This is a genomic window from Wolbachia endosymbiont of Muscidifurax uniraptor, assembly GCF_054149795.1.
Window position 1 is genome coordinate 33,556 of sequence record NZ_CP083727.1, and the last position, 18,933, is coordinate 52,488.

Genomic DNA, 18,933 nt, shown 5'->3' on the forward strand with positions numbered 1-18,933 from the left:
TTGACATATAGAAAAGCGAGGAAATAAAGATGAAGGTTCTGGTTATAGGTTCTGGTGGGCGTGAGCACGCTCTACTTTGGGCTCTAAAAAAATCTCCTATCTTGACTGAGTTATATGTAACTCCTGGTCGCCAGGCCATGGAAAATTTGGGAGTTCTTGTGGATGTAAATATTCAAAATTCAGTGGATGTTACACAATTTTGCAAGAGAGAAAATATAGAGTTGGTTGTTATTGGTCCAGAACAACCAATAATTGATGGGCTTGCTGATGATTTAGTTGCAGAGGGAATAAATGTTTTTGCTCCAAGTCAAGCAACTGCAAAACTTGAGGGATCGAAGTCTTTCACCAAGGGACTATGTAAACGATATGGTATACCAACTGCCAAGTACGAGTGTTTTGTTGATGAAGGGTTAGCTAAAGATTTTGTACGTAGCAATAAAATAAAGTTTCCACTTGTAGTGAAAGCAAATGGAATTGCAGCAGGAAAAGGGGTGGTTATATGTAATACAGAAAGCGAAGCTTTTTCAGCAATAAATTCAATGCTAGTGGAGAAAAAATTTGGTGAATCAGGTGAAGAAATAATCATAGAAGAGTTTTTAGTTGGAAAAGAAGTAAGTTTTTTTGCTCTTATTGATGGGTTGAAAGTAGTAACTCTTGGGTGTGCAAAAGATTATAAGAGAGTTGATGAAAGTAATGGAAGCCAAAATACTGGAGGTATGGGGTCGTACTCATCACCTTCAATTATAAGTAAGGACATGGAGCAAAAAATTATCCAAAAAATAATATACCCTACAGCTCAAGCATTGGTTAACATGGGTACGTCTTATAAAGGAGTACTCTTTGCTGGTTTAATGATTTGCAAAGATAGCCCAAAACTTCTCGAGTATAACGTTAGATTCGGTGATCCAGAAACGCAATCTATATTACCTAGATTTGATTCAAATTGCGATTTGTTAAAATTGATGTTGTCAGTTGCAGAAGGAAAGTTAAATGTCAAAATGGTGGAACTTAACAACAAATCTACAGTTTGTGTAGTTGTTGCAAGTAAAGGCTATCCGGGTGATTATCAAAAGGGAGAAGTAATTAAAGGATTAGATAAGATTGAAAGCATTCCTGGTGTGTTGGTGTTTCATGCTGGTACTAAATTCGATGAAAGTGGTAACTTAGTTTCCGATGGCGGAAGAGTGCTAAATATAGTAGCAGAAGGGAGCACTATAGAGGAAGCCAAAAGTAAGGTGTACTCAGCATTAAATTTTTTAGAATGGCCAGGGGGCTTCTTCAGATACGATATCGGTAGTTAATGTTAGCTGTCGGTTAGCAGGTGGTTCACAGAAACGAAAAACTTCCTTGACAAACTCCGCCAGCCCCCTTATCATGAAACTGAAGCTATTGTATTTGCTTTCGCCAATCTGCAGATTAAAAGGTAAGGATTACTTAATGTATCGGCGTCTTATGTTCAATTTTTTGCAGTATATAGATACTGTATGTCTTTACAAAACTTCATCTACATCTAGATTTTTATCTAAATAAGCTGAACGCGCTTATAAAGCGTTACAAGACATCAAAAAATGCCAATACTCGACAGAGATAGTAAAAGACTAGCTAACTCGGGGATTCTTTGTCTTTTTTTCTGCTTGGTAAATTTCTTAAACATTTGCAGCATAGGTTAGTTGCAATTAAAAGCAGCTAAATCTTGCTTGTCAAGCGTTTAAAACATAAAAAACGCCAATATTTTAAAGCAGATAATAACCCCAGGGCTTCTTTTGCCTTTTTTTTCATTTGGTAAATTTCTTAAATATTTATGGCTAAACGACAATCGTCATCCCGCTACTTGTTAGCGGGATCTAGAGATACCGCGGCGGTATGACGTAGGGAAACCTTTCTTGGGTTAGCTATAAAACTAATCAGCATCTTGTTTAGCACATATAAATTAAGTTTCACAAATATAGTGCTAAACCTTGAAAATATGTTATAGCTACTTCTTCCAATTTAGTGGTGGGTTTTGACAGTACACATGTTATTTTACTAGCTACCAACTCAAGTGTCACAGAAGTTGCAATCATTTTAAATGTCACAGAAGTTGCAATCACTGCATTTATATTCTGTACTTTAACATTTACTCTACTTTCTATTAGAGGCTTTACCCCCCTTACATCATTACGTACAGCAGTATGATTTATTTCATTTTCAATTCCACTACTATGCTGCAACAAGATATCCCCATTAACTTTTATTTCAACATTTTTGTCACTACTACCATTGTTAAAATTTAATCCCTCATCTCTTCTACTTTGTCTTTTTTCTTTTTATTTTAATTCAGTTTCTCTTTTATCAAGGGTAGGAAATGGGATGTGAGTTTTTTCCTGACCATCTTGATTTATAGCTCTTGTTGTATTAAAAGCTTCGTTGCTTTTACATGATATTGTATAAGTAAGTGGTGTGTAGATTTTTTCTTCACTATCTGGATATTTTATAGTGATTGTTGCATTAAGAATGTCTTTCAGAATATCGTTTTCTCTAGCTATGTCTAAAATTTCTTGAATAACTTTGCGATCATGTAATGCGGCAAGTAACTTATCAGTTACTTTTTGATTATTTTTATGTTTTATGGTTATTGTTGTGTTAAGAATGTCTTTCAGAATACCGTTTTCTTTAGCTACTCTTAACATTTTCTCAACAGCTATACTATCTTTACGTAGTATAGCATAAGCAAGTGGTGTGCAAGTTTCTTCCTGACCATCTGGATATTTTATAGTTGTTGTTGCGTCAAGAATGTCTTTCAGAATACCGTTTTTTTTAGCTACTCTTAACATTTTCTCAACAGCCATACTATCTTTACGTAGTATAGCATAAGCAAGTGGTGTAACAGTTACTCTCCGACCATCTAGACATTTTATAGTTATTGTTGCGTTAAGAATATCTTTCAGAATACTGTTCTCCTTAGAGATTTTTAAAATTTCTTCAATAGCTATACTATTTTCACGCAGTATAGCATAAGCAAGTAGTGTGTAAGTTACTTCCCGGCTATCTGAATGTTTTATAGTTGTTGTTGCGTCAAGAATGTCTTTCAGAATATCATTTTCTTTAGCTACTCTTAACATTTTCTCAACAGCTATACTATCTTTACGTAGTATAGCATAAGTAAACGGTGCGCAAGTTTCTTCATGACCATCTGGACATTTTATAGTTGTTGTTGCATCAAGAATATCTTTCAGAATACCGTTTTCTTTAGAGATTTTTAAAATTTCTTCAATAGTTTTGCTATTTTTACATGATATAGCGTAAGTAAGCGGTGTGTAAATTTCTTTCTGACCATCTAGATATTTTATAGTTGTTGTTGCGTCAAGAATGTCTTTCAGAATATCGTTTTCTTTAGAGACTTTTAAAATTTCTTCAATAGTTTTGCTATTTTTACATGATATGGCGTAAGTAAGCGGTGTGTAAATTTCTTCTTGACCATCTAGATATTTTATAGTTGTTGTTGCGTCAAGAATGTCTTTCAGAATACCGTTTTCTTTAGCTACTCTTAACATTTTCTCAACAGCTATACTATCTTTACGTAGTATAGCATAAGCAAGTGATATAATAGTTGGTTCTTTACCCCGATGTTTGCTTACTTCCGTAGTAAGAATCCTTTGTTTTTCCTTTTTAGATATTTTTTCTAGTTCTTCAGCAATGCTACTTTTTTTGCCTTTTATTTTTGATGCTAATTTTAAAATACTTTTTTCATCTTTCTCTTTCAATTTCGAATCGTTTACCTGATGAGTCATTTTTTTTCTCAAGGTCTTTCTTATTAAACTAAGCATAACATTTTCTCTCTTCGTGGTTATAATATTTGCTTTTATGAATCAGTTGTGTTGATAATGTATTAATTGCATAGTTCAGACATTGTTTTATAAAGCAAAATTTTAGTAGACCACCTTACAAGAACGTTTCTTGCTAATTCTGAATCCGAAAAAAGGACGCAGTAAAGTTATTTGTAAGGGAAGAATGAAACTTGTAGCTATAGCTAAACTGACTTACGATAATTTGAAAAACCGTCATCCCGCTGCTTGTTAGCGGGATCTAGAGATACCGCGGCGGTATGACGGTTCGCAGTGGTATGACGGTTCGCGGCGGGATGACGATAAGCTCGTCATCCCGCTACATTAATATTGTATTAATAAAAACTTAATAATAATCCTTAATAATATATGAACTAACATGTTCGCAATTTCGTATGACAGAGGAAACAAAAGATGGATATGCTTCCTTATACGTTGCAATTCAGGAAGGTAATATTGAAGCTGCAGAACTACTAATAAAATGTGGCACAAACGTCAATGATCATTATGAACGCAATCGTACGCCACTGCATATTGCCATCGGACGCAAACAATTAGAAATAGCAAAATTGCTGATAAAAAATGGAGCAAACGTTAATGCAAAAACTCAAAATCATGGTAAAGATGATCTAACACCAATGCACTTTGCAGTTTTTACAAATACGCCAGAATTTATAGAATTACTAGCTAGCCATGGTGCATTGATTAATGAAAGAGAAAGTACCGAAGGGTATACTCCTCTTCACTTTGCTGCTTTATATGGGAACAAAAATATAATACAAGCCTTAATTGATAAGGGACAAGATATTGAAGATGTGGACAATAATGGGCGAACAGCTCTGTTTTTAGCTGCTAGGCAGTGCACTGAAGCAGAAGATGATAGCAGAATAGAAATTATCAAGTGTTTGATAGACAAGCTCAAAGCAGATGTAACAAAGAAAGACAATAATAACAATGCAGTACTCTTTCCTGCCGCTAATAATTGCCCTGGAAAAGTGGTAGAATTCATCATTGAGCAATATATAAAAATCTTTGAGTTAGAGAATTTTATCAACCACAAAAATAATGATGGAATGGATGCTTTGGATATTGCGCTGAATAGTGGAAACGAGAAAGCTATTGAAGTATTAAGATCATATGGAGCAGATATCAAGAATAAGGTAGATGGTAGCATTCAAAAAATTACTGCAGAAAAACCAAGTAGTACCCTAGACAGAGCAGAAAGTGCAGAGGTAGCGCCTCCAATTAAGCAAAGAGTATAAAGCTTTTTATAAAGCGATTATAAATTTCAGTAAGTTGCAGAGGCTCTACAATGGGAAGTGTAGTATGTTAGCAGATACAAATGACTAGATAAATTATATTTCATTAAAGTCATTTATCTTGAAACATAAGCAGGATTTTGTATAGTTGTTTCAATTTGGGTCTGTATATTGAAACAACGCGTGAAAATGACAGGTCATTGTACAAGAGGTACCTAATTCACCGACAAGAATGCTAGATAAAGACACTTACATTTCAATTATTTCACAATTTCTGTATAATCTTAAAAACTCAATTAGTGCGTTATGAAGATAATAATAGGTAATGCTAGTAAGGAATTAGGGGAATCAGTAGTTAACCGGCTAGATGTTCAACCATCCTCTGCTTGGATATCAAAGTTTACCGATGGCGAGGTAAATGTAGAAGTAGCAAATGATCTATATAATCAAGAAGTATATATAATACAATCTCTTTCTCCCCCTGTGAATGATAACCTTATGGAGCTTCTGCTCATAATTGATGCAGTAAATAGATTAGGAGCCAAAAGGATAGTAGTAATTATCCCTTATTATGGATATAGCAGGCAAGATAGAATTATCAAGAACAATAATGTGCAGTCTGCTTTAAGTGCCAAATTAGTTGCAAATCTTATTCAAACTGCAGGTGCAAGTAGTGTTGCAGTTATTGATTTGCACTCAAGTCAAATTGAAGGATTCTTTGATGTACCGATAACTAATTTGAACTGCTTTGAAGCATTTGTTGACTCTATACACACGGAAAATTTGGCAATTGTTGCACCTGATGTTGGAGCAATTGGTAGAGCACGTGCTTTTGCAAAGACTTTAGAGGAAAAGTACAAGATAGGGTTAAGTGATAAGATTATTGTAGTAGATAAATATAGGGAGAAAGCAGGCACATCTCAAGTAATGAACATAATAGGAGAAGTTGCAAACAAAAATTGTGTCATTGTTGATGATATAGTTGACTCTGGTGGAACATTGTGTAATGCAGCTCTTGCTTTAAAAAGTTACGGAGCAAAGTCCGTAACTTCATGCATCACACACGGTGTGCTTTCAGGAAGTGCAGTTGAGAAAATCTCTTCCTCTTCTTTAGATAAATTAGTGATTACGGATACCATACTTCACAAATTTGAAAAAACTGGTAAAATAGAAGTTGTTTCGGTCGTAGATATTTTAACTCACTTTATCCAAGGAGGTAAAGATGCCAGCTAAGTCAACAGAAGACGTTATTACTTCACTAATAGAATTTGCAAATAAGAGAAAAATAACAATTACCAAGGAAGAAATGCTTAAAATTGCACAGCTTGTAAGGATTAAGTTATCAAATGACGAGATTGATCACTACTCCAAAGAACTGACAATGCTGGATTGGATACACGATACTTTATTGCAAGTTAATACTGAAGGTGTTTCTCCTATGCGTTATGGCAGTATAGACAAGGACATTCATGTACGCGATGATGTTATAAATTCTCAAAATATTAAAGAAGAGATATTGTCCAATACAAAACCTGAGCATGGGTATTTTGTAGTGCCAAAGGTTATAAGCGATTAAAGTAAAATAAGGCTCATATCAAACCTATAATAGATCTACTTTCAAAAATAAGACCAATCCGGTAAAGAAGCATTTGTGGGAGTGGAAACCATTTTTTGATTTTTCTTTACTAAGTCTACTAAATATAGTTTAGAGTTGCTTGGTGATTCTGTTCTTGTAAAAATGATTTCTCTACCATTTGGTAGCCATGCCGGGGATTCAATTTTATGCCCCTCTGAAAGCAGACGTTCTTCTTTGCCATCTGGCTTCATAACTCCTATGTAAAATTTTCCTGACTGAATCTTTGTAAAAGCTATCAGATCTCCTTTTGGCGACCAAACAGGCGTAGCATATCTTCCACTTCCAAAACTAATTCTTTTAGGTTTTTTACTTTTGTTAGTAAAATCGATAACGTACAGTTGCTGACTCCCACTTATATCAGAACTAAAAGCCATATACTTTTGATCTGGAGAAAAAGAGGGAGAAGTGCTTATAGCTGAACCTTTAGTAATTTTTTTTGTCCGTTTACTACTTAAATCTAAAGATAATATATTCGTTTCACCACCCAATGAGTGGGAAATTAAAAGAGATTTACCATCAGGAGAAAATCTTGGTGCAGAAACAACTCCTTCAAATGCGCTGATTATTGATTCAGTGTTATCTTTTAAATTTTTTAATATTATATAACTTTTACCATTTGCGTACGAGATATAAACAATACCCTTTCCATTTGGTGAGAATCTCGGTGTTGACACAAATCTATCGCCATTTGTTAAGTATTTTATATTACTTCCATCTTGATTCATCACAGCAATTTTACGCACAGATTTGTAGTTGCTATCTTTTTCTTCAGCGATATACGTGATTTTTGTGTTGAAGTGCCCTTTCTCACCAATCAATCTATCATGTATCACATCCGAAACGAGGTGACCAATTTTTCTCCAGTCTTTTGCTGGAAAAACAACTGACTGAGTAAGTAATTCTCTTTTTGTAAAAGCGTCAAATAAACGAAATGATAGCTCTAATGCACTACCAGATATTTCGCTTAAACTTACTGTGACTACAGTATCGCTTTTCCAAGATTTAGATTCAGCTTCCGCGCCACGTTTTACATTAAATAAGCCACAATTAGATAAATTTGTTCCTATTACCTTTGCAATATTTTCGCTTAATTCGCTTTCCAACGCTGTTTTACATGTACATTTAGATACAACAAGACCAATGTTACCAACACTGCTTTTTTTTATATCAACATATAAAGCAGCTTTTGTAAAATAAGGAATAAATAACGAAATAAATAACACCAGATGAACGAATAGCTTCATTCATTTCATACCTGTTCTATCTGAACCTCAATTATAGGTCTTTTTAGTAAATATTCCTTTAAGATACTCAATATTGAACTTTCAATCTTATTTTTAATTTTTTTTGTTGGCTGCAAACTAAACAACGACTCAACTTTCTTGACAATTTTCTGTATGGTAGCTGCATCTTCTAGCACTTCAAAAACACCAGGTACAAATACTTTTGGTTTAGCAAGCAATTTATTTTTCTTGTTTACAACTGCTGTTACCACAATAACTCCGGCATCTCTCATTCTTTTACGCATTTTTATAACACTGCTCTCCGGATGACGTAGCAACATACCATCAATACCAAAGTAGTCAACATCAATTGAATCAACCTTTTCTCCGTTCTCCAAATTAACAATATCACCTGGTGCAATCATTATTGCTTTTGCCACACCGCACTCTTTAGCAAATTTTACATGTGCATGCGTGTGAATATATTCGCCGTGAACTGGAATAGACATCTTCGGTTTTATTAAAGAATACATTTCCTTTAGCTCTTCTCTTGTTGGATGCCCAGAAGCATGAACATGCTCTGTTTTTTCAGTAATAACTTCTACCCCCATCTCAATAAAGGCATTGAGCATGTTGTGCGCACGAGTTTCATTTCCAGGAATGATTTTTGACGAAAAGATCATGGTATCACCTTGCTGCATTTTAAATGCTTGATGACTCTTAGCAGCAAGTCTTGCGGTAGCTGCCAGTGGCTCACCTTGACAACCTGTGCAAAGTAGCACCAGTTCTTCCCTTGGAAAATTTACTGCTTCCTTTGCTTCAAGAAACTGAGGAGAATCAGTTAAATAACCACTATCTTGCGCAACTTTCACTATTCTCCATAAAGATCTACCAAGTAAAACTACTTTTCTATTTAGTGCTTTTGCAGCTTGGCTTATCGTTTCAATTCGTGCCACATTTGAAGCGAATAGCGAAACAGCAACTAATTTTTTAGACCGCTTTATTATGTTATAAATATTATTATAAATTTCACCTTCTGACTCAGGGTGATGCTTGCTTAATATATTGGTTGAATCGCAAATTGCTGCAAGCAGGTCACCTTTATCGCCAATTTCTTTTAGACGCTCCATATTAGAAGTTAATCCAACAACAGGTTTTGGATCAAATTTCCAGTCTCCGGTATGGAGTGCACTACCCATTTCAGTGCTAATTAATATTGAATTTGCCTCAGGAATTGAATGAGTTACATTTATAAACTCGACGGTAAAAGGACCCAAATTTATGCTGCCATTTATGTCTACCTCTTTCACAGGCACTATACCTTCCAATCGAAATTCTTTTAGTTTCTCTTTAAGAAAATTAACCGTAAACTTTGTTGTATATATGGAGCACTGCAACTCTTCCCACAAGTGGGGCACTGCACCGCAGTGGTCCTCATGTGCATGTGTAATTATTATTCCAAGTAAATCTTTTTTTCTTTGAGCAATAAAATCTATATCAGCAATGAGCAGCTCAACACCTGGCATAATTTCATCTGCAAAACCAACACCAAGGTCGATCATAATCCACTTACCTTGGTAATGATATAGGCTAACATTCATCCCGATTCTTCCTACTCCCCCAAGCGGAAGAAATAAAAACTCATTTTTGTTTATATTCATTAAATTTAAATTATTAAAACCTGAGAATAGCAAAACTTCGACCTTAAATAAAGAAATTTATTGCTTTTACATAGTTTTAAGGAACTAAGAAGTTTCTGTTGGCTAATAATAACACTATTGTTAAGTTTTCCATTAATAAGGTCAAAGAATTGCAGGATTAAATGAAAACCCGTAAACAGTTACCCCTTTATGTCATTTAGCAGATTTCTTATTTTTTTTTTACTTTACTAAAAAACCCTTCAGATTGCTGTTGTACACTTGCATTTTCCTCTTCTTCAAGCGCTTTTAATAGTTCAATTTGCTTTTTAGTTAAATTTTTTGGATTTAAAGTCTCAACTATTACCTGTACGTATAAATCACCACGAGCATGTGAGTTCATATATGGCATACCCTTTTCCCTACAACGTAGTTTGGTACCAGTTTGAGTGCCTTCAGGGACCTTTACTTTTATTTTAGCTCCATCAATTGATTGAATATCGATTTCACCACCAAGCACTGCTAGTGTCATTCTTATAGGCACTTTACAGTGTAAATCTGCTTTATTTCTAGTAAAGATTTTATGGAAAATTATTTTCACGTATACGTATAAATCTCCACTTTTTCCACCTTTTGTTCCAGCTTCTCCTTTACCACTTATCCTTATCTTAGCTCCTTCTTCTATGCCTTTTGGAATTGAAACGGATATATTTACTTCATCTCTTCTACGTCCACTTCCACCACATTTCTTACATTTGTTTTGTATTATTTCTCCTTCTCCATAGCATGTAGTACATGTTCTTTCGACGGTAAAAAAGCCTTGTTGAGTTCTAATCCTACCGCTTCCCTGGCATGTGTGGCACTGAACTGGTTTAATTGCTCCTTCGCCACCTGTGCCTTGGCATGTATCACATTTTACATTTGTCACATAATGTATAGGCGCTTGTATTCCTTTAAATGCATCTTCTAAGGTAATTTCAAGATCATAACGTAGGTCTGCTCCAGATACTCCTGTTGTACTTCTTTTTGCTCTCGATCTACTTGCACCACCACCGAATTCTCCACCAAAGAAGTCATTGAATATGTCGCTAAAATTTCCTGCAGAGCTAAAGCCTTGAAATCCACCAGAAGCACCTTCGTGGCCATAACGGTCATAGCCTGCCCTTTTCTCAGAGTCAGACAGAACTTCATATGCAGCTGTTACTTCTTTAAATTTTTCCTCTGCTTCTTGATTGCCAGGATTTCTATCAGGATGATATTTTAATGCTAATTTTTTATACGCTTTTTTTATCTCATCAATACTGGCATTTCTGCCTACTTCCAGCAGATCATAGTAGTCTTTTTTGCTCATATATAATAGTTTAGTGCTTAACCTTTAAAGATAGGTATTACATATATTAATTTCAAGTATGACTTCTGTTTCCTATAAAATGTGGTGCACCCTGAGCGACTTGAACGCCCGACCTTTTGATCCGTAGTCAAATGCTCTAATCCAACTGAGCTAAGGGTGCTTTCACAAAGTTAACTTTAGCAGGTTTTGTAGCTTGATTCAATTAATTTGGCTAAAAATAAAACTATTCATTTCTATCATACGCGAACCCCTCACAATTCTCAGACTGCCGTTTCGCATTAGGATTATCAAATTCACTACAAGGAGGAGCAGTTGGAGTAGTATTAGGATCTTGAGAAAAGTAAGGAGGTGGTGCATCATAACGAGAAGGATCTCCATAACCATGCCCTTGTCTAAGACAGCTATCTACCGCTCCTTTAGCTTTCTCGATATTTTCTGATTCTTCCTCATGCTTCATATGAAAAGCTAAACCACCAGCAAAACATACGAGAGAATTAACGCCAAGGATAGCTAAACCCCACACTGGTAAGACTGGGTAAACAGCACAAGCTACCAAAGCTGCCAAAGAAACAACGCCAACCGCAAATTCTATATTTCTGAACGTTTTAAATTTACCATCCAGGTAATCTATTCTTTCTTCTTTTCTAGCCACTTTTCTGCTGCTGTTATACCAAAAACACATACCAGCATGGAAAGCAACACACACAACTGCAGCTACTATACCCAAAGCTAATAGCTTTCTACTGTCTTCTGATTCTTTTTTATTCTCTTTTCTCCCTTGATGAGTGGTATTACCATTGTTAATATTCGTTATATTATTAACCGTAGTGTGACCACGTCCACCGAATAAAGAATCCATCCAGCATTGTAATAGCAAATAATCCCAAAAGTCTAAACCTCTATTGTGTACATGTATATGTGTAATCTGAGAGCCTGTAGGTTGTGCGTTATTCCCTGCGTTATATTGATCATTTCTGCTTCCTGTATCGTGCCTATTGCTTGAATTTGGATGTGTAAATTTTTCATACGCATTTTTAAAATTCTCCTCACTCCAATTTGTGGTATTTTGCGTATTACAAAATTGTAAAAACTCTTTAACATCACTGTTACTACCAGATTTCTTTATATAGGCTAACGCATACCTTTTTAAAACACTACCACTTGCCACCATAAATACCCTCTTAATTTAAGATTAAATTAATAAGTACTTACTTATTATAACAAGATAACATCTACTTGTCAACTTGAGCCTGATTCAAATATCCGTTCAGAGTGTGGCAGAAGAACTTATTCAAATAAAGTAGGTGGTAAAATATAAACATTTTATAAAGTGAAAAATGGACTTTTCAGACCACTGCCGAGCTAAAAAAGCCCTAAAAACCGTGATACTTAGGCCACTTCTTGCTTAAGCTGTACAATTTCAGCTTGAGAAAGGCCAGTGGATTCAGCTATTAAATTAACAGATACACCAGCTTTAAGTAAATTTTTTGCAACTTCGATTTTTCCTTTCTCTATACCTTCCTCAAGTTTGTATTCAAGAATGGCTTCTTCCTTACGTAGATCCATTATTCTTTCTTCATATGCTACTAAATCTTTTTCATTCCAGCTAAACCTGTCTAATTCATCGTAGGCTAACTTTATTATTGGTGCTTTTTCTGCTATTGCCTTAGATGGAAAATAGAGATATTACATAAAATTTTAAATTCGGTCTCAAAGTTGAAGAATGTAGGCTTGGAATAGCAGAAAGACTAATGAGATATCTAACAGTTGTGAGTATTATTGCTTGGAGGATCTTCTTTATTACATCAATTGCAAGAGCTAACCCAACATTACCATGTACTACTTTATTAGCTGAAGAAGAATGGAAAGTTTTATACGTTAAAATACACAGAAAACCATGTCCAAGTGTAGTTCCCAACATAAAAGAAGCTGTTTCATGAACTTGGAGGCCATTTAGCAAGAAAAAATGACCCAAAACCAGGACCAATTACTCTTTGGAAAGGATATAAACGTCTCTTTGATTTAGCAGAAGGATGGCGACTTGCTCACGAACCTCATATTTGTGGGTAATAGTAAGATTTGATATGCTGCCAACACTTATGTTCAAATTAAAAATGTCATTTATGATACTAGCCACTTCACGCTTTGAGTTTTTGTAAAATCCGCTGAGTGCTGCAATTATAGACTTAACCCTTGGACCAAATGCATCTGGCGTAACACCTTCTGGTAACTTGCTACTTTTTCTTTTTCTGCATCTCCGACAACGACCATGTTCCAATTACTACATAGGGCCTAATTTCCGGAAGATCAACTTTTTGGTGAACATAAGGTTTTTCGCATATTACAAGCTCTCCTCCGCATTCGCAAATATTAGGCAACTCTATTTTTACTACTTTATCCGCTTCCATTGTGGCATGAAAATTTCCTTTATGCCCAACCTGATCGCCAACATTCCTTTCGCTTTTTGGCTTGTCCTTTTTTGTTTTGTACAATTCTTTAGAGCTCGGTAGAGATGAATTTTTCGAGTTTAAACCAAGCCTCTCTTTCAACTCAGCGTTCTCAATCCTCAAGGCCTTATTTTCTGCCTCTAACTCTTCTATCCTCCCTTCCAACTTTTCTATTTTTTGCTGTAAATTTTTGCAAAGTTCTAAAAGGTTTACCACATTACCTCACTTTTGCTCTATGATTATCTTTATTATCTTGCTTTGTCTACCTTATTCTACCACTCCGCTGAACGGATACAATTTACTAAACAGAAAAAAAGGCAAAAGAAACCCTAGGGTAGCTAGTTATTCACTATCCATTTTTTAAGTTGGCGTTTTTTAATGTTTTAAATAGCGCGTTTCAGCTTGTGTAGGTAAAAACCTAGAAATATTGTGAAGACATAAGGTGCACATAGTGCAAAAAACTAAAAATAAGACGCCAACTACGTTGTTTTCTTGCTGTTTAATCTGCACAGATGAAGATAACTGAATACCTTCAGTTTTATGATAAGGGGGCTGGCGAAGGGTGTCAAGCAAGTTTTTTCGTTTCTATTTCCAATAAAAGTTTGTTATATGGTTATGCAAGAAGTCTATTATAAATGAAATGAATGTGAAAAATATCTTATTAGCGTTTTTAGTACAAATGGTATTCAGTTTGCCGCTATTTGCAGCTGATCCTGTTTTGCTCAACTGCATTGAAACTCCAGAAATATATGACCTTGATGCAAGGCCAAAAAATTTTAGCTCTTCAAACAATTTAAGAAGGAAACCTGGTTCTCCAAATAGTGCAACAGGAGAATTAATACACATAGTGGGTAGAATTACTGATATAAACTGTTTACCAATACAAAATGCTGTAGTTTCTATATGGCACGCGAATTCACGCGGCGTGAACCATTACGATAAGAATATAGAGGATGATCCGAATTTTGCTGGATCAGGAAGGTTTGTAGTGAATAATCTTGGCTATTATAATTTTATTACGATAGCACCTGGTAAAATTGGTGATAGAGCTCCACATATCAACTTTCTAGTTCAACATCCGGATTTTCCAGAATTCACAACGCAAATGTTTTTTGCTGACCATAATTGCGATAATTGCGCTGATCCTGTTCTTGAAGATTTTGTTAGTAATGGGCTTGCAAGCCTTCTCATAACACCATTTACTTACAGTGATCAGGTCATAAAAACCTATACGTTTAACATTACCTTGGGCGGATATAATAAGTTCTCTAATAAAAGATAAAAAAACTTGCATGTAAGGGAGTCCATAGTAAACTTAAGTGTTATTGTACTTAGGATGTATATGAAAAATATCTTACTGATGTTTTTGCTATGTTTTATGTACAGTTTACAATTATTTGCAACGGAGATACCAGCAATGAAAATAACAATTTCTAAAATTTCGCCCGATTTTAAAACAATAGTAATGGGTTTATTTGAAGACAACGAAACCGTAAATGATGGCGGAGTTTTGCAAGGAAAACAGGTCATAGATAATATAAAGCAATTTAGCGATTTCAATGGAAGTTTTGGTGAATTTTTCTCTACTGCTTTGCCAGAAGAAAAAAATGTTATAGTTGTTGGACTGGGTAAGAAGGATGAATGGAATGAAAATAAAGAATTAAATATTGGTGGTAAAATATATTGTGAGCTAAGCAGATTAAAAATTAAAAAAGCAGCGGTTTTAATCGAAGATAGTGCAGCAAATGTTGCATATGGTGCGTTTCTGCGTAGTTTTAAGTTTGATAAGTATAAAACTAAAAAGGATGAGAAAATTACAGAGGTAGAGGAGATTACCGTATTAGTAAAAGATGAACAATTAAGTAATGCTGAAAGATCATTTGAGCACTTAAGGCAAGAAGGTGAGAGTATATTCCTTGCGCGCTCTTTTATAACAGAGCCTCCTAACATTCTATATCCAGAATCCTATGCTGATCATATAAAAAAGGAACTTACTAAGCTTGGCCTTGAAATCGAGGTGCTTGATAAAAAGCAGATGGAAGAGAAAAAAATGGGAGCCTTGCTTGGAGTTGCACAAGGAAGTAGTAAAGAACCAAAATTAGTAGTGATAAAATGGAATGGGGCTTCTAAAGAACAAAAGCCTATAGCTTTTGTTGGTAAAGGTATAACGTTTGACACTGGCGGAGTATCACTCAAACCTTCACGTGGTATGGAGTCGATGAAATATGACATGGCAGGCTCTGCTACTGTGGTTGGGGTGATGCATGCTTTAGCAGGACGAAAAGCAAAAGTAAATGCAATTGGCGTGGTCGCACTTGCAGAAAATGCAGTGGGTGGTAATGCTCAAAGACCAAGTGATGTAGTAACTTCAATGTCTGGACAAACAATAGAAGTGTTGAACACCGATGCAGAAGGAAGGCTCATACTTGCAGATGCTTTATGGTATACGCAAGATAGATTCTCACCAAAATTTATGATTGATCTTGCAACTTTAACTGGTGCTATAGTGGTTGCACTTGGAAATAACGAATATGCTGGTCTTTTTTCAAATAATGATGAATTAGCAAACCGTCTGATTGATGCAGGAAATGAAGTAAATGAGAAGTTATGGCGTTTTCCTATGAATGAAACTTATGACAAAATTATTGATTCACCGATTGCTGATGTTCAAAACATCGCTCCTGCAGGCTCTGGTGGAGATAGCATAATGGCTGCACAGTTTTTACAGCGTTTTGTGAATGAAACTTGCTGGGCACATTTAGATATCGCAGGCACTGCTTGGCACGAGAAAGGTACTGACATTTGTCCAAGAGGAGCAGTAGGTTTTGGTGTAAGGTTACTTAATAAGTTGGTTGAGAAGTACTACGAAGCCAATGATTAAAGGTCTTTATACTGGATTTATGGCTTAGCTACATGAACGTTTATTTTCGAGGCGCAGCAAATGAAAGTAGCTGATACATATTTCTTTTTTTCTGGATGCCAGTGGGCTTTGTTGCATAGCAACTGAAAAATCTGGTGGCTACTGACAAAATTCATTATAAATAGCGATTTAACTGTTGAAGAAAAAATATGCCACAAAAAATGAGGGTCAGTAACCATAGCGAATATAACAAATTTCTAGAAAAAAGAGGAAATATTTTTCATTATATCAACGAAGCCATAGAAAAGTGGTACGAGAATGGTCCAAAAATACCAGGTGGCAACAATATTTATAGCGATAAAGTTGTAATTTTGGTGCACATAATAACTTGTTTATTTAGAATAGGCCTGAGGCAAACAGTTGGGTTTATAGCAGGATACCTTGAGCAAATTGGGAAAAATTTGCAAGTTATCAGCTATTCACAATCATCAAGAAGGTTTAAGAAACCCAATATTAAGATCAATGATTGCAGAAAATAATATGGAAGATATCGAAATTGCTATAGACAGTACAGGAATTAGTATATACAACAACACTCCTGGTCATAGCAAAGAAAATAGCGAAGATAGAAAGTATCGCAGCTATGAACAGACAAGAAAATTGCATGTAATGTTGAATACAAACAGCAAAAAAGCCATAGCTGTAAAATACAGTAACGGTGTCTACTCTGATCACTATGGAGCTTGTGATTTGCTAAAAGAAGTCGATTTTCAGTATGTCATAAAAGTACTATATGCAGATAGGGCATATGACAGAGAAAAGCTCTATAAGCTGTGTAATCAATATGGTATAAAAACGAAAATTCCTCCGAAAAACAACGCAGCAGAGCATCCAAAATTGGATTATATGCTTGATAGAAATGCCGCTATTCAGTTAATGAAATTACATGGTGAGAATGGTATAAAAAGATGGAAAGAAGAAGTAAATTACGGAAAAAGATCGTATATTGAAGGATTTTTCTCAAGGTTGAAGCGAATATTTGGGTTTAGTTTTAGGAGCAAATCTGAAATTAATCGTGAGAAGGAACTGCTACTCAAGTGTTATTTGCTTAACAAATTTACTGAAATAGGCATGGCTAAGTTTGAGATAGCTTCATGAATTTATTGTACGTTACCTACTATCCGAAGAGCGATGCAACAAAGCCATTCCAGTGTCAAGCACTGGAATGACACCGTCTTGGATGGAAACCAGTGTTGGCTACTCGGATGACATCATAGGGGCGCTAGGATGACACCCTGACAATCGTCGTCCCGCTGCTTGTTAGCGGCTAAGAGATACCGCGGCGGCATGACGTAGGGAAACCGTTTTTTGGGTTAGCTATAACAGTAGTCAGGAAACAATAGCTTAAAAAGAGACTTAGTGTTAAATTTCTAATAGATTACTTATAAAAATAAATCTTATGGAAAGCAGAGCTAAGGCTTGGTTCATTTGGCTGATTAGTAACTTGGTTGTTATATTCAGCAACATGCAGATAATTTATACCTTTATAAGTGTAAATCTCGAAAAGGAACTTGGACTTACAATCGCGCAAGTTGCACTGGCTAATTCAGTATATACTTGGACTTTCGCCATCTTACAATTTTTTAGTGGAGCAACGTTTAATGTTTTTTCCAGTAAAAAAATTTATTTTTTCTCGTTATCAACTATGATCTTGGGGTTTTTTGTCCTTATTAATAGTGACAATTTCTCCCATTTGATTTTGTCTCAAGTGTTGATTGCAACTGGAGCATCATTTGGTTTTATTGGTGCTGCTCACACAAGTAGCATATGTTTTTCCGCTGCCCAATTTGGACTAATGTTTTCACTAGTGCAGACAATTTCAAGCCTTTCTGCTTTGGTAATTCAAATACTGTTCTCTAACTTGCTTGCCGAAGATGCATATTGGAAAAATCTGATTGTATGCATAATACTATTTGGTGTGTTGATATTTGTACTTACGCTTTTTTGTCCAAACACACTTCCAGAAAGCAGCTCAGAAAAGCGCACAATAAAAAGCTCTATGAAGACAGTAATGTGCTCTATATTAACAGTGCTAAAATTAAGAGATATCTGGATAACTTCAGTGGTGGGTGCTATTACTTTTGGAACATTTTTAGCACTTAATACCTTGTGGGCTCCAAGGTTACTGGGCAACTCAGAACTCAATGCAATGGAGTCAGGTATAGCAACTGCAATACTATGGCTTGGTCTTGCAGTTGGTGCTCCAATTGCAGATCGAATCTCAAACTTATTTAAAAATAGGAAACATGTAATTTCTGCTTTTGCTTTATTGCAAGGCGTCTCAATTATTATTTTACTATACAGCCATTTAACAGTCCACGTTGTGTACTTTTGTATGTTAATGTTCGGGTTTTTTGCGGGAGGACATATGCTTAATTTTACTGTCGGCAGCGAGATTGTGAAACGAAAATACATCAGCACATCATCATCCATTATCAATGGATTTATGTTTATTGGCAGTGGAGTTATAGTGTCAATGTTAGCACTTTTTACAGATCATAAAATGGCACTTTTTGCAATATTTGCGATATTGATAGTTGCCGGTATTTTAAATTATGCAACAAAAGAGACATACTCTAAAAAATAAAGTAGCTGAATCTCGAGTCGATTGCTATATTATATTTACGTATTGTAAT

13 protein-coding genes, 1 tRNA gene and 4 pseudogenes are annotated in these 18,933 nt (G+C 35.3%); 9 read left to right on the forward strand and 9 right to left on the reverse strand.

The genetic code is table 11. The features are described from left to right. Positions 1-29: 29 nt before the first annotated feature. Positions 30-1,301 carry a phosphoribosylamine--glycine ligase gene (gene purD / locus LA754_RS00135; protein ID WP_457923645.1) on the forward strand — a complete coding sequence of 424 codons (1,272 nt, stop codon included), beginning with the start codon at positions 30-32 and terminating at the stop codon, positions 1,299-1,301. A 636-nt stretch (positions 1,302-1,937) separates the two neighbouring features. On the opposite strand, the gene LA754_RS00140 is transcribed toward purD, so the two are convergent. Continuing rightward, entirely contained in the window at positions 1,938-2,213 is a 276-nt protein-coding gene (locus tag LA754_RS00140) for a hypothetical protein (RefSeq protein WP_010962319.1), read from the reverse strand. A 93-nt stretch (positions 2,214-2,306) separates the two neighbouring features. Continuing rightward, positions 2,307-3,806 carry a WD_0033/WD_0034 family tandem repeat-containing protein gene (locus tag LA754_RS00145; protein ID WP_236718307.1) on the reverse strand — a complete coding sequence of 500 codons (1,500 nt, stop codon included), beginning with the start codon at positions 3,804-3,806 and terminating at the stop codon, positions 2,307-2,309. A gap of 413 nt (positions 3,807-4,219) precedes the next feature. On the opposite strand from LA754_RS00145, the gene LA754_RS00150 reads away from it, so the two are divergent. The 3 genes from LA754_RS00150 (at position 4,220) to gatC (ending at position 6,659) form a co-directional block, all read left to right on the forward strand. Next, positions 4,220-5,086 (forward strand): ankyrin repeat domain-containing protein, encoded by an 867-nt coding sequence (locus LA754_RS00150; protein WP_006279729.1) that lies wholly within the window; start codon positions 4,220-4,222, stop codon positions 5,084-5,086. A 303-nt stretch (positions 5,087-5,389) separates the two neighbouring features. After that, positions 5,390-6,316, forward strand: coding sequence for a ribose-phosphate diphosphokinase (locus LA754_RS00155; protein ID WP_006279728.1), 927 nt, complete (start codon positions 5,390-5,392; stop codon positions 6,314-6,316). Beyond that, positions 6,306-6,659 (forward strand): Asp-tRNA(Asn)/Glu-tRNA(Gln) amidotransferase subunit GatC, encoded by a 354-nt coding sequence (gatC, locus tag LA754_RS00160; RefSeq protein WP_006279727.1) that lies wholly within the window; start codon positions 6,306-6,308, stop codon positions 6,657-6,659. Before LA754_RS00155 ends, gatC begins: the two co-directional genes overlap by 11 nt. Positions 6,660-6,700: 41 nt before the next feature. Here the strand turns inward: gatC and LA754_RS00165 are convergent, their stop codons facing one another. The 6 genes and pseudogenes from LA754_RS00165 to LA754_RS00190 form a co-directional block, all read right to left on the reverse strand. Then, complete coding sequence (locus LA754_RS00165) at positions 6,701-7,963, reverse strand: Tol-Pal system protein TolB (protein WP_006279726.1); 1,263 nt, start codon at positions 7,961-7,963, stop codon at positions 6,701-6,703. Between the two features lie 5 nt (positions 7,964-7,968). Then, entirely contained in the window at positions 7,969-9,603 is a 1,635-nt protein-coding gene (locus LA754_RS00170) for a ribonuclease J (RefSeq protein WP_006279725.1), read from the reverse strand. A 208-nt stretch (positions 9,604-9,811) separates the two neighbouring features. Then, positions 9,812-10,930 (reverse strand): molecular chaperone DnaJ, encoded by a 1,119-nt coding sequence (gene dnaJ / locus LA754_RS00175; protein ID WP_006279724.1) that lies wholly within the window; start codon positions 10,928-10,930, stop codon positions 9,812-9,814. 82 nt (positions 10,931-11,012) lie between these two features. Then, a tRNA-Arg gene (locus LA754_RS00180) sits at positions 11,013-11,090 on the reverse strand. A gap of 63 nt (positions 11,091-11,153) precedes the next feature. Further along, positions 11,154-12,101: a hypothetical protein gene (locus LA754_RS00185; protein WP_006279723.1), complete on the reverse strand. Its 948-nt coding sequence runs from the start codon at positions 12,099-12,101 to the stop codon at positions 11,154-11,156. A 218-nt stretch (positions 12,102-12,319) separates the two neighbouring features. After that, positions 12,320-12,598: pseudogene (locus tag LA754_RS00190) on the reverse strand (hypothetical protein); the annotation flags it as partial. Between LA754_RS00190 and LA754_RS00195 the strand changes: the two are divergent. Continuing rightward, positions 12,590-13,000, forward strand: a pseudogene (locus LA754_RS00195) (IS4 family transposase); the annotation flags it as partial. The pseudogenes LA754_RS00190 and LA754_RS00195 sit on opposite strands and share 9 nt — an antisense overlap. A gap of 7 nt (positions 13,001-13,007) precedes the next feature. Here the strand turns inward: LA754_RS00195 and LA754_RS00200 are convergent. Then, positions 13,008-13,593: pseudogene (locus tag LA754_RS00200) on the reverse strand (DUF6444 domain-containing protein); the annotation flags it as partial. A 424-nt stretch (positions 13,594-14,017) separates the two neighbouring features. Between LA754_RS00200 and LA754_RS00205 the strand changes: the two are divergent. The 4 genes and pseudogenes from LA754_RS00205 to LA754_RS00220 all read left to right on the forward strand — a co-directional run bounded on the left by LA754_RS00205 (position 14,018) and on the right by LA754_RS00220 (position 18,884). Next, positions 14,018-14,659, forward strand: a complete 642-nt coding sequence (locus LA754_RS00205) for a protocatechuate 3,4-dioxygenase (RefSeq protein WP_006279956.1) — start codon at positions 14,018-14,020, stop codon at positions 14,657-14,659. A gap of 96 nt (positions 14,660-14,755) precedes the next feature. Then, positions 14,756-16,258 carry a leucyl aminopeptidase gene (locus LA754_RS00210; protein ID WP_174930903.1) on the forward strand — a complete coding sequence of 501 codons (1,503 nt, stop codon included), beginning with the start codon at positions 14,756-14,758 and terminating at the stop codon, positions 16,256-16,258. Positions 16,259-16,446: 188 nt separating this feature from the next. Next, positions 16,447-17,395, forward strand: a pseudogene (locus LA754_RS00215) (IS5 family transposase). Between the two features lie 301 nt (positions 17,396-17,696). Further along, complete coding sequence (locus tag LA754_RS00220) at positions 17,697-18,884, forward strand: MFS transporter (RefSeq protein ID WP_006279883.1); 1,188 nt, start codon at positions 17,697-17,699, stop codon at positions 18,882-18,884. Positions 18,885-18,933: the final 49 nt, after the last annotated feature.